This is a genomic window from Telluria sp. ZT3P25 (genome assembly GCF_059685895.1).
This window is the reverse complement of record NZ_JCASIJ010000001.1, coordinates 3572415-3586369: the sequence shown is the minus strand read 5'-3', so window position 1 is coordinate 3586369 and position 13955 is coordinate 3572415. Positions and strand designations below refer to the sequence as shown.

11 protein-coding genes and 1 tRNA gene are annotated in these 13955 nt (G+C 63.1%); 6 read left to right on the top strand and 6 right to left on the bottom strand.

Annotated features, from left to right (window positions below; all coding sequences use genetic code 11):
- Nucleotides 1-24: 24 nt before the first annotated feature.
- Nucleotides 25-678: a DUF4136 domain-containing protein gene (locus AC56LY_RS15870; RefSeq protein WP_499581052.1), complete on the bottom strand. Its 654-nt coding sequence runs from the start codon at nucleotides 676-678 to the stop codon at nucleotides 25-27.
- A gap of 187 nt (nucleotides 679-865) precedes the next feature.
- Here AC56LY_RS15870 and pepN point away from each other — a divergent pair, with 187 nt between their 5' ends.
- The 3 genes from pepN to AC56LY_RS15855 all read left to right on the top strand — a co-directional run bounded on the left by pepN (nucleotide 866) and on the right by AC56LY_RS15855 (nucleotide 4789).
- Complete coding sequence (gene pepN, locus AC56LY_RS15865; RefSeq protein WP_499581050.1) at nucleotides 866-3523, top strand: aminopeptidase N; 2658 nt, start codon at nucleotides 866-868, stop codon at nucleotides 3521-3523.
- Between the two features lie 27 nt (nucleotides 3524-3550).
- Nucleotides 3551-4552, top strand: coding sequence for a class 1 fructose-bisphosphatase (locus AC56LY_RS15860; protein ID WP_499581048.1), 1002 nt, complete (start codon nucleotides 3551-3553; stop codon nucleotides 4550-4552).
- Nucleotides 4553-4713: 161 nt separating this feature from the next.
- Nucleotides 4714-4789: transfer RNA gene (locus tag AC56LY_RS15855), tRNA-Thr, on the top strand.
- Nucleotides 4790-4880: 91 nt separating this feature from the next.
- On the opposite strand, the gene AC56LY_RS15850 is transcribed toward AC56LY_RS15855, so the two are convergent.
- From AC56LY_RS15850 to AC56LY_RS15835, 4 genes are all read right to left on the bottom strand, one after another.
- Nucleotides 4881-5258, bottom strand: a complete 378-nt coding sequence (locus tag AC56LY_RS15850; protein WP_499581046.1) for a hypothetical protein — start codon at nucleotides 5256-5258, stop codon at nucleotides 4881-4883.
- Nucleotides 5255-5764 carry a hypothetical protein gene (locus AC56LY_RS15845; protein WP_499581044.1) on the bottom strand — a complete coding sequence of 170 codons (510 nt, stop codon included), beginning with the start codon at nucleotides 5762-5764 and terminating at the stop codon, nucleotides 5255-5257. Before AC56LY_RS15845 ends, AC56LY_RS15850 begins: the two co-directional genes overlap by 4 nt.
- Nucleotides 5765-5773: 9 nt before the next feature.
- Complete coding sequence (locus AC56LY_RS15840) at nucleotides 5774-6265, bottom strand: Hcp family type VI secretion system effector (RefSeq protein WP_499581042.1); 492 nt, start codon at nucleotides 6263-6265, stop codon at nucleotides 5774-5776.
- A 92-nt stretch (nucleotides 6266-6357) separates the two neighbouring features.
- Nucleotides 6358-7545: a DUF2325 domain-containing protein gene (locus tag AC56LY_RS15835; protein WP_499581040.1), complete on the bottom strand. Its 1188-nt coding sequence runs from the start codon at nucleotides 7543-7545 to the stop codon at nucleotides 6358-6360.
- 291 nt (nucleotides 7546-7836) lie between these two features.
- Here AC56LY_RS15835 and AC56LY_RS15830 point away from each other — a divergent pair, with 291 nt between their 5' ends.
- On the top strand, nucleotides 7837-9762 hold the full coding sequence (locus AC56LY_RS15830; protein ID WP_499581038.1) for a metallophosphoesterase family protein: 1926 nt from the start codon (nucleotides 7837-7839) through the stop codon (nucleotides 9760-9762).
- Here the strand turns inward: AC56LY_RS15830 and AC56LY_RS15825 are convergent.
- Complete coding sequence (locus tag AC56LY_RS15825; RefSeq protein WP_499581036.1) at nucleotides 9759-10655, bottom strand: cupin-like domain-containing protein; 897 nt, start codon at nucleotides 10653-10655, stop codon at nucleotides 9759-9761. The genes AC56LY_RS15830 and AC56LY_RS15825 overlap by 4 nt on opposite strands.
- 381 nt (nucleotides 10656-11036) lie before the next feature.
- Between AC56LY_RS15825 and AC56LY_RS15820 the strand changes: the two genes are divergently transcribed.
- Entirely contained in the window at nucleotides 11037-11684 is a 648-nt protein-coding gene (locus tag AC56LY_RS15820; protein WP_499581034.1) for an ElaB/YgaM/YqjD family protein, read from the top strand.
- Between the two features lie 244 nt (nucleotides 11685-11928).
- The gene (locus tag AC56LY_RS15815; protein WP_499581032.1) at nucleotides 11929-13935 is read left to right on the top strand and encodes an LTA synthase family protein; all 2007 of its coding nucleotides are present in this window, start codon (nucleotides 11929-11931) and stop codon (nucleotides 13933-13935) included.
- Nucleotides 13936-13955 lie beyond the last annotated feature (20 nt).

Here is a 13955-nt window from a genome sequence, read left to right as displayed (position 1 = left end):
TTCGAGTCCGTCTTCAAGGCCTGGTCAAGCGCCCGGTTCTTTCGTCACCACCACCCGGCGCGCCACGCCCGACTGGCCAGGGAAGCCCTCGAACGCGCTTTGCACCAGCGCTGGCATGACTTCGGGTGTCGACATATTGCGGCTCGTGTTGTGCACGGTCACTTCAAACAGGCGCTTGCCGTCGCGCGACGACTTGATCGCCACCTGCAGCTCGCGCCGGTACTGGTGCTCGATCGACGTCTGGTACGACGGGTACGGACCCCAGAACGGATCGTAGAACGGGCTGTACCAGCCGCCCCAGTAGCGGCGGTTGAAGCCGCCGCGATAGCCGCCGTAGCCGAAGCGCGCGCTCGGATAGAAATACGGCGTCATCACAGGCTCGATCACGCGCACCGGCACGTCGGTGGTGGTAAAGCGCATCGCCACGGTCAGCGCCGGCGTGGCGCCATTGGCATCGCGGAAGCCCTGGCGCGCCAGCTGGCCACGCACCAGGTCCTGGTAGCTGCGCCACTCGAGGGTATCGTCCTGCGGCGACGGCACTTCAAACACATAGGTCTTGTCGGCAATCTGCGCCGGCCATTGGTGGAACGTGGTGACATCGCTGCGGATGCTCGTCGCGCAGCCGCCCAGCAGCAACGCGAACGCGGTACCCAGAGCGATGGTGATGAAGCGTTTCATGCAAATCTCCCGTTTGTCTTGTCGGTCTTTCCCCGATCTTCAAGATTACCCCTTGTTCAGATTCAGGGGAGCCACTTTTACACCCGGTTACCGTGCCTACAAAGCGATACATGGCATTCGTGGGCGGCGATCCAAAAGCTTGTTGGTAAAATAAGCCCCTCATCCACTGTGTCAGCCCGAGCCCATCATGCGCACCGATACGCCCCAGACCATCTTCCGCAAGGACTATACCCCGCCCAGCTATCTGGTGGATACCGTCGAACTGGGCTTCGACCTGGACCCGGCCCGCACCGTCGTCGCCAGCCGCCTGACGCTGCGACGCAACCCGGCCGCCACCACGCGCGGCATCGAACTGCACGGCGAAGACATCGAACTGGTGGCGCTGCGCCTGAATGGCAAGCTGCTGGGCAAGCGCGACTACACGCTAACCAACAACCTGCTGACGATCCGCTCGGCGCCGGACGACGTGGTGCTCGAGATCGAATCGCTGTGCGCACCCGATAAAAACACGACGCTGAGCGGCTTGTACGTGTCCAACGGCAACTTCTTCACGCAGTGCGAAGCCGAGGGCTTCCGTCGCATCACGTTCTTCCCGGACCGTCCGGACGTGATGGCCAAGTTCACCGTGATGCTGCGCGCCGACAAGGCCCGCTATCCGGTGCTGCTGTCCAACGGCAATCTGCTCGAAGAAGGCGATCTGGACGATGGCCGCCACTATGCACTGTGGGAAGACCCGTTCAAGAAGCCGTCGTACCTGTTCGCCCTGGTCGCGGCGCAACTGGTCTGCCAGGAAGAAACCTTCCGCCTGGCCGACGGCCGCGACGCGCTGCTGCAGGTGTGGGTCGAGGACGGCAACCTGGACAAGACCGATTACGCGATGCAGTCGCTCAAGCACAGCATCCGCTGGGACGAAGAAAAATACGGGCTCGAACTCGACCTCGACCGCTTCATGATCGTCGCCACGAGCGACTTCAACATGGGCGCGATGGAAAACAAGGGCCTGAACATCTTCAACACCAAGTTCGTGCTGGCCAACCCGCGCGTGGCCACCGACATCGACTTCCAGGGCATCGAAGCCGTGGTGGCGCACGAATACTTCCACAACTGGACCGGCAACCGCGTGACGTGCCGCGACTGGTTCCAGCTGTCGCTGAAAGAAGGCCTGACCGTGTTCCGTGACCAGGAATTCACGGCCGACATGATCGGCACCGCCACCGGGCGCGCCGTCACCCGCATCGACCAGGTGCGCACGCTGCGCCAGGCCCAGTTCCCGGAAGACGCCGGCCCGATGGCGCACCCGGTGCGGCCCGACTCGTTTGTCGAGATCAACAATTTCTACACCGTGACGGTGTACGAAAAGGGCGCCGAAGTCGTGCGCATGTACCAGACGCTGTTTGGCGTCGACGGTTTCCGCAAGGGCATGGACCTGTACTTCGCGCGCCATGACGAGCAAGCCGTCGAATGCGACGACTTCCGCCACGCGATGGCCGACGCCAACGACCGCGAACTGGGGCAATTCGAGCGCTGGTACAGCCAGGCCGGCACGCCGGTGCTGCGCTTCGAAGGCCGCTGGGACGAAGCCGCGCAGACCTACACGCTCACGCTGTTCCAGTCGTGCCCGGCCACGCCCGGCCAGCCCGAGAAACTGCCGTTCCACATCCCGGTGGCCGTTGGCCTGCTCGACGCCGCCGGCGCCGATATGGAACTCGTCGTCGATGGCGCGCAGCGCGGCACGACCGCGGTGCTCGAACTGACCGAAGCCGAGCAAACCTTCGTCTTCACGGGCGTGACCGGGCAGCCGGTGGCCTCGGTGCTGCGCGACTTTTCGGCGCCGGTCATCCTGCAGGGCGGCTACACCGATGCCGACCTGCTGCACCTGTTCAGCCACGACAGCGACCCGGTCAACCGCTGGGAAGCGGGCCAGCGCCTGGCGATGGAACGCCTGCTGAAACTGACCGGCGAAGCGGGCGCGAACGACGATGCCGCCGCCAGCCTGAACCTGGACGAGACCTTCATCGAGGCGCTGCGCAAGATCCTGGTCGACGAGACGCTCGATCCGGCCTTCCGCGAGCAATGCCTGACGCTGCCGTCCGAATCGATGGTCGCCGAGCAGCTGGAGTGCGTCGATCCGCTGGCCGTGCACATCGCGCGTCAGTTCATGCGCGCCGACCTCGGTGCGCGCCTGCGCAGCGAGTTGCTGGCGCAGTACGAGGCCAATGCCACGCCCGGCCCGTACAGCCCGGACGCCGCCTCGGCCGGCAAGCGCGCGCTGAAGAACCTGGCGCTGGCTTATCTGAACGCGGCACCGGACGCCGCCAGCGTCGCGCTGGCGCAGCGCCAGTTCGATGAAGCCGACAACATGACCGACCGCGCCGCGGCGCTGGCCGCCCTGGTCGCAGCGTGCGTGCCGCAGGCGGCCGATGCGCTGGCCGTGTTCTATGACGAATTCCAGAACGAGGCGCTGGTCGTGGACAAGTGGTTCGCGATGCAGGCGTCAAGCCCGACCACCGACCTGGCCGCCGTGCGCGCGCTGATGACGCACCCGGCCTTCACGCTGCGCAACCCGAACCGCGCGCGCAGCCTGGTGGCAATGTTCTGCGTGAACAATCCGGTACAGTTCCACGCGCCGGACGGCAGCGGCTACGCGTTCTGGGCCGAGCAGGTCATCGCACTCGACGCACTGAACCCGCAAGTGGCCAGCCGCCTGGCGCGCGCCATGGACCGCTGGCGCCGTTACGCGCCGGCCCTGCAGTGGCAGATGCGCGAAGCCTTGCAGAAGGTGGCGGGGCAGGTCAAGCTGTCGAACGACGTGCGCGAGATCGTCGGCAAGGCGCTGGCCAACTAAACACATTCAACACAACCTGAGGAACCCATGAAACGCGTAAGTCTGACGCAGTACCTGGTGGAAGAACAACGCCAGCACCAGAGCATCAATGCGGAGTTGCGCCTGCTGATCGAAGTCGTGGCCCGCGCCTGCAAGCGCATCAGCTATTCGGTGAGCAAGGGCGCGCTGGGCGAAGTGCTCGGCAGTGCCGACACCGAAAACATCCAGGGCGAAGTGCAGAAAAAGCTCGATGTGATCTCCAACGAGATCCTGCTCGAAGCCAACGAGTGGGGCGGCCACCTGGCCGCGATGGCGTCCGAGGAAATGGAAACCATCCGCCAGATCCCGAGCCGCTATCCGAAGGGCGAATTCCTGCTGCTGTTCGATCCGCTGGACGGCTCGTCGAACATCGACGTCAACGTGTCGATCGGCACGATCTTCTCGGTGCTCAAGGCCCCGGAAGGCATGCAGGACCCGACCGAGCAGGACTTCCTGCAGCCCGGCAGCACGCAGGTGGCCGCCGGTTACGCCGTGTACGGCCCGCAGACGATGCTGGTGCTCACGACCGGCAATGGCGTGCACTGCTTCACGCTCGACCGCGAGCAGGGTTCGTGGGTGCTGACCCAGAGCGATATGCAGATTCCGGCAGCGACCAAGGAATTCGCGATCAATATGTCGAACCAGCGCCACTGGCACCCGCCGGTCAAGCGTTACGTCGACGAGCTGCTGGCAGGCTCCACCGGCCCACGCGGCAAGGACTTCAATATGCGCTGGGTCGCCTCGATGGTGGCCGACGTGCACCGCATCCTGACCCGCGGCGGCGTCTTCATGTACCCGGCCGACCTGCGCGACACCAGCATGCCAGGCAAGCTGCGCCTGATGTACGAAGCCAATCCAATGGCGATGATCGTCGAGCAGGCCGGCGGCGCGGCCACCGACGGCCAGGGCCGCATCCTCGATATCCAGCCGACCAAGCTGCATCAGCGCGTGCCGGTGTTTTTGGGTTCGAAGGAAGAAGTGGATGTTGTTACGGGCTATCACGCGGCCTGATGGTGCGCCTGATCATCTGCGTATAAATTAGGCAAACCGGAAATCTTGCGAAAGTGATGCGATACACACTAGCAAGGTTGCCGGTTTGTTTGCTAGAATACGGCTCTTTCGTGAGCGACGGCTTGTTTGTCGGGCATGATGGAAGGCGAAGCACAGGTTTCGCCGCTGTAGCTCAGTCGGTAGAGCAGCGCATTCGTAATGCGAAGGTCACCAGTTCGATTCCGGTCAGCGGCACCAAAATTAGTTAGTCAGAAAAAAGGGTTACAGGCTTCGGCCGGTAACCCTTTTTTCTTGTTCCTCCACTTCGTCTGATCGTGTAACCACTCGGTCAGCAGGTCAGCCCTCGGATACTTTTCCCTGTCCGAATATCAAGGCCGACGTAGCATGAGTACCCCTCACTCTTTGTCCAGATGCAGCTGAGATCGCCCTTGCCACGTTCCCGCTGGTCAGGTCCGGCGCCACAGGCGTCCTTGATGTCGGGGCCAAGATGGTCGAACAAATCCCTGGCAAGCGGCCCTGTCACCATCAACGATAGTTTTCTATCCTTCTCTGTCGGTGGGGTCGAGTCGCCGAGGCTGCCGCCGTAGATGTAAAAATCTCCGGTGAGCGCTTTGGCTAGGTACCGGCTTTGGCTTTTGCTCTCGCCAGCAGAGGCGACCGAAGCCAGCGCAATAGCCCCGGCAAGACAGGTCAAGCGAACGTTCATGGCCGCTCCCAAAGTCCGATATGAAGATGATCATCATGGTCGCGCCATGGCTTTACAAGCGGACCGCACACCTCGCGCACTTTGGCGTCGTTAAAGTAGATGAGCTTGACGAGGGGGTGTCGCAAAAACAGGCTGACCAGTTTGATCGTAGCTGGCTGATCGTAGATCGCGTCCCGGTACGAGCACCGTGCAGCCTGACCGACCAGCTTATCTTTGCGGACCGGGCGGATGTCCATGTCGATGCCCTTCATGTGGGTGGCATGGTCAAACCTGAGTCCACCCGCCACACTGATGTTCCCGATACCAAATTTGCGGTCATCGATTGCCTGCCACTCGCGTTCAACCTGAAATATCACCGTCAGCATAGTGGGGTGGGCATATTGGGCCAGATGACCAGTGCCGGGCACGCCTTTGACATTGCCGTACACGTAGTAGCCTGCTTCTTCTGGCGCTTGCGGGAGCATGAAGTGGCCAAGTTGATCCCTTGGTTGAATGGGTATCGGCATGGTCCGGCCTCATGCACACTTTTTGGCGGCAAGATCCCAGCCCCCTGACGTACTACCGCTGGCTCCGCCACCGATCTTCTGCTGTACGTAGGTCCACTTGATCTTGGGGAAGCATAGCCCGATCTCATCCTGGAGCAGGCCACCGTCATGCATCACCTGGTCCATATGGGACAGCAGCACGTTCTCCAGTTCGACCTGGTAGTACTTCACGGGCTTGCCGTCGCTATCGGCACGCATGAACTCCAGCTTGGCCTTTGGGATGGTCTTGCCCATCGAGCAGTGCTGCATGAGGATCGGCGAGGCAAGGTCGGCCAGTTTGGTGAGCGACAGGGTGCGATGCTCGCAGTGCCCGGCTGTATGGCCCCCTGCGGTCGACACGCTGATGACTCTGGGTTGCGTCACGCCCCAGTGGGTCGAAGCGATTTCAATCCAGCCTTGGTGCGCTGAATCAGCCGACTCCCCTTTGATGCCGTCAATTTGCAGATATGCGTCGAGTGCCATGTACTGTCTCCGATGGTTGGGTACATCGGTTATTCTTTACCAGCGACAGCAACAAGGGTTGTGAGCGCGCAATGGATTAGCGACGTATGCCGTCAGCCGGGCTGGGTCTCTTCGGTCGCAGCTTCCTGCAAACCGCGCGCCAGGCTCGACACACTCGGATTGTCGACGAACACACAGCGCTTGCCGTGGCGTTTGCAATGGTCTTTCACGCGCCAGTAGGCACTGTGGCTGATGCAGCCGGTCTGGCAAATCACCAGGTCGGCAGCGGCCAGGCTGGCATCGAGCTGGCTGCTGCTGTCTTCCAGGCCGCCGTCGTGGTGCGCAAACTGGGCGCCGACGCGCTCGATCATCGTGCGGTAGATCGGCACGCTGCTGCTGCGCCCGCCGACGCACAGCACGGCGCGGTTGTGCAGCCGTACCGGCATCGCAACGGGCACCGCGACGGGTTCCGCTGCCGGCGCGGGAGCCACTTCGGCATCGGGTGCGGCGGGGCGCAATGTCTTGAGTTCAGTCACCTGCGCGCGCAGGGCCTGCTCGCGCGCTTCCAGTTGCGCGATGCGTTCGGCCATGCGCTCGCGGGTGTCGAGCTCGGGGACGCTGGCTTGCAGACGCGCCAGCTCGGCGCGGAGGGTGGCGACATCGCCATCCCGGGCAATGGTGGCGGCGCGCGCCGTCATCAGGAGCTGCTCGTGGCGCTCGGCGTCGAGCGCTTTCTCTTGCGCCAGTGCGTTGCAGCGTTCCTGCAGGCGGACGACTTCGCGCTCAAGACGGGAATTGTCGGCAACGATCGCATTGAACTTGTTGAGATCGGCGCGGGCGCAAGCGCCGGCCTGGTGCTGCACCATATGGATATCGCGGCACATTTTCTCTTCGAGCGCCACCGTGCAGCGGGGATGGGACAGCCCGGCCCAAAATGCGCCAGCCACGTCACCGGCAGCAACAGCCGCCGCCCACATGGCCTCGACCTGCTCGGTGGTCTTGGCCGCGCGGAAGCGCTGGATATGTTGCGCATAGCGACGTTCGAGCTCTTTCTGAACCGCGTCGGCCACAGGCGTGCGCAATGCGCATTCGCTGACGGTGCCGACGTGAATATCGTAATCATCATGCAGCACCTTCCCACCAGTCACTTTCTCGACCAGCTTGCGCAAACCATTCAACGGCAGCCCCACGCCCACCAGCGGGCAATGCGACGCATGCGACAACTCCCAGACGCGCCGCCGGCGCGAGCTCTGCGCGCCATCGTTGGAGCAGGGTACGGTCGAAGCATGTTTGTCGCACATGGCAGATCCTCTGGTGCAGAAAGTGGCAGGAGGACAGTGCCCTCCATCAAATGATAATGATTCTCATTTATTCTATCGCAGTCTGCGCGCCGTGCAAGCAGAATTTACAACTTCCTTAATATCCCGAGAGCGCATCTGAAGTGATCATGCATATCCGCGCGCGTGGATGAGCAACTTTGATTTCCGGGTGGCTCTGTTACACTGACCCGATCTTTTCCACAGCCAGCCGTCGTCCGCGTGATCCACATACACACCCCCAACGGCCTCCCATCCGTCCTCGTCGGTCCCCTGTTGCGCCGCCTCGAACCTGGCCGTCTTGTCCTCTGGCTGGTCGGCAGCACGCCGTTGTCCTTCACACTGGTACTGGAACCACATGGCGGCGATCAGCAGCGGCTGGTGGTCGATGAGGCCTCGTGCCGTATCATTCCGATCGGGCGCGATGCGCACATTCACTTTATCGACGTCACGCTGCCTGACCCGCTGCCGCAGGACACGCTGATCGACTACGACCTGTTGCTGACGGATGTCGAAGGCGTCGAACAGGGCATCGCGGCGTGGGCGCCGCATCTGGTGCACGAAGGCGCCGCAAGGCCGAACATGGTCCTGCGCAGCCGCTCCGACAACATCCTGTATGGCTCGTGCCGCAAGCCGCATCACCCGTCGCGCGACGGCCTGGCGCGGGGCGACGACCTGATTGCCGAACACCTGGGGCAGGCCGGCGAGCGGCCGTCAATGCTGCTGCTGGCCGGCGACCAGGTGTATGCCGACGACGTGGCCGGCCCGATGCTGGGCGCCACCCACGCGCTGATCGAGCGTCTGGGCCTGTTTGGCGAATGCGTCGAAGGCGCCATCGTCGCCGACAGCGACGAGTTGTACGCCCATCCCGACGGCTACTATGGCCGCCAGCGCCTGCTGCCGGCCCATAAGTCGAGCGAGGCGCTGCGCGAGAAGTTCTTCGGCGGCGTCGAAAAGCCGATCTTCACGACGGCCAACGCTGACAACCACCTGATGACGCTGGGCGAAGTGCTGGCGATGTATCTGCTGGTCTGGTCGCCGGTGCCATGGCAGGTGATTGGCGAGATCGCGATGCCCCAGCTCGACCCCAAGCACCAGGAGCGCTGGCACGAGGAAGCCGGCATCCTGCACGGCTTCTGCGACGAGTTGCCCCGCGCCGCGCGCCTGATGGCGCACGTGCAGACCCTGATGATCTTCGACGACCACGACGTCACCGATGACTGGAACCTGTCGTACAAGTGGGAAAAGACCGCCTACGGCCACCCGTTCTCGCGCCGCATCATGGGCAATGCGCTGGTGGCCTACATGCTGTGCCAGGGCTGGGGTAACCGGCCCGACGTCTTCGGCGAGGTGCTCGACGACATGGCCGCGATGGCCGCCAGGCCGGATTCCCGGAACCGCCTGGAACCCGAGCCGCATGGCGCGCTGATCGAGCGTCTGCTGACATTCCGCCAGTGGGACTACATGCTGCGCACGCAGCCGGCCGTGATCGTGCTCGATACCCGCACGCGGCGCTGGCGCAACCAGCGCCGTCCGAGCCATCCGTCCGGCCTGATGGACTGGGAGTCATTGACCGAATTCCAGCATGAATTGCTCGATGAGACGGCGGCGGTGATCGTGTCGGCGGCGCCGATGTTTGGCGTGAAGCTGATCGAGGTGGTGCAGAAGATCGCTACGCTGATGGGCCAGGCCCTGACCGTCGACGCCGAGAACTGGATGGCGCACCGCGGCGCAGCCCGCAGCCTGCTCAATATCTTCCGCCACTCGCGCACACCGGGCAATTACGTGATCCTGTCGGGCGACGTGCATTATTCGTTCGCCTATGACGTCGAAGTGCGCGACGACACCCGGCCGCCGCACATCTGGCAGATCACCAGCAGCGGCTTCAAGAACGAATTCCCCGAAGACCTGCTCAACTGGCTCGATCGCCTCAATCGCTGGCTGTATTCGCCGCGCTCGCCGCTGAACTGGTTCACCAAGCGGCGCGCGATGTCGATCACGCCGCACCTGCCCGATCAGCGCAAGCACGGCGAACGTCTGTGGAACGGCTCCGGCATCGGCCAGGTCTGGCTCGATGCGAAGGGCCGGCCCGAGCGCATCGTGCAGCACAATGCCGATGGCCGGCCTTCCACGCAGTTTTTGAAGCTGGGCGAGGAAAAGTCGGCCGAGACGGCAATCGAACGACCGAAGAAGGCCGCCTAATCAGGCTGCCGGCTCGCCAGCGCCAGCGGCAGCCCGCGCGCCCAGCGGTTCGACGACAGCGAAAACTCCAGCGCCCGCACCTGGTGGTACCAGCCGGCCGGCACATACAGCATGTCGCCCGGCCGGACGATCACTTCCACCAGCGCCGCCTGGCGCGCCAGCGGAAAGCGCGCGTCGTCCAGCGCTTCCGGGTCGACCGGTGAGCCGAACAGCAGCGGGTTGGCTTCCCGCGTATACAAATACGCGTCGTGGTGGGGCGGCGCGAGGAAGATCCGTTTCACGCCGCGGATCTGGGCGAAGATATTGTCGTCGTAGTCGCAGTGCAGCGGCGTGATCGTGCGCGCCGGGCCAATCCAGAAGCGGGGCGGGCCCATCTTGTCAAAATACGCCGGCCAGTGGCACAACCGGTTCAGTTCGCGCAGCGCCAGGTTGCCGACGTAGGGCGGCAGTCCCGAATCCACCGGCGTGGACAGATCGAGATAGTCGCGCAACAGCATGTCCTGCATCGCCCGGTCCGGTGCGAACGCGGTATGCACGTAGTCGCCCACGCGCGCGCGCACAGGAAGGTGGCCGTACTTCGCGCGCAAGGTGGCGATGTCGAGTTGCACGATCGGCCAGCGCCCGACCACGTCCGTGACCAGGAACGGCATGCCGGCCAGCGCATGCGCGCGAAACGCTGCTGCATCGAGCCGCGCAAGGCGTGGCACGTGCGTGAATGGGGGCAGCGCCCGCGCCGCTTCCTTGATCGCCTCGCGCATCTGGGGAATCGAATCGACCCCGCGCACCTGCGCGTCGCGCTGCGCACGGGCTGCCGCGTCCTGTTCAAGCTGCGCCGCATCTGTACGCCGCAGCGGCGGCAGGCGTGCTCCGCCCGGGTCCTTCTCTGCTGCCATGTCGTCCGTTCTTGCAAGTAATGAGGGGGCGTATGGTACCGTCAGGTGCCAGTAAAGTGCGCCTAAATCACCCAAAATGACCGCTTTGTGAACCGATGTGATGGTTCTGTTAGGCAGCGCACGGTCTACGTCGGGTCGCCATTGTATTTTTTGTATCGCGACGCAGTGAATCCGATACTGCGACTCGGAAAGTTGCCGCAAGGTGGCCAACCGGGATGGGACGCTAAGAAAATGTACAGAGACGCCGAGTCAAATCGATGTTGATGTAGCGCAGTACAAGATCGTTCCCGCTTGTTGTATCGGACTTATTCAATCAAAGATGTGGTGCTAGTCGAATTTCGTTCTACTCCGCGTTGATCACTATTTTATGAGGGTTACATCATGGATAATCAAAAGTCTACCGAAGGTAAAGGCATCAACGCAACCAACGCAGGTTCGAACCCAGGTTCGGGCACCGGTTCGCTGGGCACGAGCACCGTGACCGGCAACAGCGGTCTGGGCAACAGCGGCAGCAGCGCCAGCACCGGCGCCGGCAACTCGTCGGGTTCGACCACCGGTTCGTCGTCGACCCCATCGACGCCATCGACCTCGTCGACCTCGTCGACTTCGTCGACCGCATCGTCGATCAGCGACACCGCAGCAAACGCCGCTGGTGGTATCAAGGCAGCAATGTCGTCGATCACGCCAGAGAAAGCACACGGCGCCATCGACAAGGCAGCGCAAGCCGCTCAGCCAGTCGTTGACAACATCGCTTCGAAGGCCCACGCTGGCGTCGAAAAGGTCACTGGCCTGATCAGCACCGCGCAAGAAAAATTCGGCGACCGTTCGACCCAGATCACCGAGAAGTACTCGGACCTGTCGGCCCAGGGCAAGGAATACGTCAAGAACAACCCAGGCAGCGCACTGCTGGCTGCAGTCGGCGTCGGCTTCATCCTGGCCAAGCTGCTGGGTGGCTCGAGCGACCGTAGCGACTATCGTGACGATTATCGCAACGACTACCGCAAAGACTACAATTCGTACCGCGATTAATTCCACCGTTTAAAACCGTGGATTGATTCCGGCGCATCATCGATGTGCCGATCCGAAGCCCGACCAGCATCTGCTGGTCGGGCTTTTTTGCGTCCGCGGTTTAACGCTTTCTTAACGTCTGATTAACGTAGCGATGACGGTGGGCAATCTAGCATCCATACCGCATCAGAAGGCGCGCTGGATTCAGGTCCACGTGATCGATTTACCGCCGGGCAGGGCAAGGCCCGGCACATCCGACGGATTCATGAAGACTGACGAGCTCTACCTGCATGGGGCGGCCACCGCCCCGACACGTCCCGCATCTTCCTGGCTGGCACGCAGCACACGCATCGCTGGCCCTTTTGCACCGCTGGTGCAGATGCTGTTCATCGGGCTGGTGCTGCTCTCGGGCTTTCGCCTGGCGATGCTGGCCTGGCAATGGGAACGCGTACGCGCGACCGGCGCCGTGCTCGAGATCGTCGTGCAGGGCGTACGCGCCGACCTGATCCTGCTTGGCTACTGCCTGGCCATCCCGCTGTTGCTGGCGCCGCTACTGGCGCACTCGCGCACGGCGCGCCTGTGGCAACGGTTCACGCTGGGCTGGGCGACGCTGGCGCTGATCTTCATCCTGTTCATGGAAGTCGCATCGCCGCAGTTCATCATGCAGTACGACGTGCGCCCGAACCGCTTGTTCATTGAATACCTGAATAATCCGCGCGAAGTCTTTTCCACGCTGTGGCACGGTTTCCGCACTGCGGTGCTGCTGGGCTGCGCGGTCACTGTGCTGCTGGGCGTTGCGCTGGTACGCCTGCTGAAAGGCGCATCGGCCAGCACGCCGATGTGGCAGAGCCGCAGGATGCTGCTGGTCTGGCCGTTCCTGTGCCTGCTCGTGTTCATGCAGATCCGCTCGACCACCGGGCACCGGCCCGCCAATCCAGCCATTTTCGCGCTCACCGGCGATGCGATGGTCAATTCGCTCGTCATCAATTCGGCATGGTCGGTGCTCGACGCGATGCGCTCGATGGACAACGAGGCCAAGTCGTCCGACATCTACGGCGACTTCCCGCGCGAGAAGGTGTTCGCGCAGGTGAAGGCGGCGCCGTGGCTGCGCGACTACCGCTTCACGAACCCGGAGCAGCCGACGCAGCATTACCAGAGCGCGGCCATTGCGCGCACCAGGCCGTTGAACCTCGTCATCGTGCTGCAGGAAAGCCTGGGCGCGACGTTCGTCGAGTCGCTGGGCGGCCTGGCCGTTACGCCGGAGCTGGAAAAGCTCAAGGGTGAAGGCTGGTGGTTCGAGCAGTTGTACGCCACCGGCACCCGCTCGGTGCGCGGCATCGAAGCAGTGGTCGCAGGCTACGCGCCCACGCCAGCGCGCAGCACGGTCAAGCTGTCGCTGTCGCAGCAGAATTTCTATACGCTGGCATCCGGCCTGGGCGACCAGGGTTACCACACCGAATTCGTCTATGGCGGCGAAGCGCACTTCGACAATATGCGCAGCTTCTTTACCGGCAATGGCTTTCAGAAGATCGTCGACATCGGCGACATGAAACCGAAGTTCGTCGCCAGCTGGGGCGCGTCGGATGAAGACCTGTTCGACAAGTCGCTCGAGCGCCTGAAGACCCTGCACGCCGCGAACAAGCCGTTCTTCAGCCTGATCTTCACGTCGTCGAACCACGAGCCGTTTGAATTCCCGGACGGTAAAATCGCACTGCACGACGGCGACAAGCAGACCGTCAACAACGCGGTCAAATACGCCGACTACGCGCTGGGCAAGTTCATCCGCGAAGCCAGGCAGCAGGCCTACTGGAAAGACACGGTGTTCCTGATCGTGGCCGACCACGACAACCGCGTGTATGGCGACAGCCTCGTGCCGATCAAGAAATTTCATATCCCGGGCCTGATCCTGGGTGCGGATATCGAGCCCAAGCGCATCACGACGATCGCCAGCCAGATCGACCTGGCCCCGACGCTGCTGTCGTTGCTGGGCGTCTCAAGCACGCACCCGATGATCGGGCGCGACCTCGTGAAAGACAGCACGACGCCGGGTCGCGCGCTGATCCAGTTCAACGATTATTTTGCCTACCTCGAAGGCACTTCGGCCACCGTGCTGCGGCCCGGCCAGTCGCCGCTGCCGGGCCGGTACGACGCGGCCAGCGGGCACTTCAGCCCCGGCAGCGGCAGCCCGACCCAGGCGCAGGTCGACAAGGCGATGGCGCACGTGATCCTGCCGTCGATCCTGTACCGCGAGCAGCGCTATCGCCCGCGCTGAAAACGGCGACCGATTCGCCT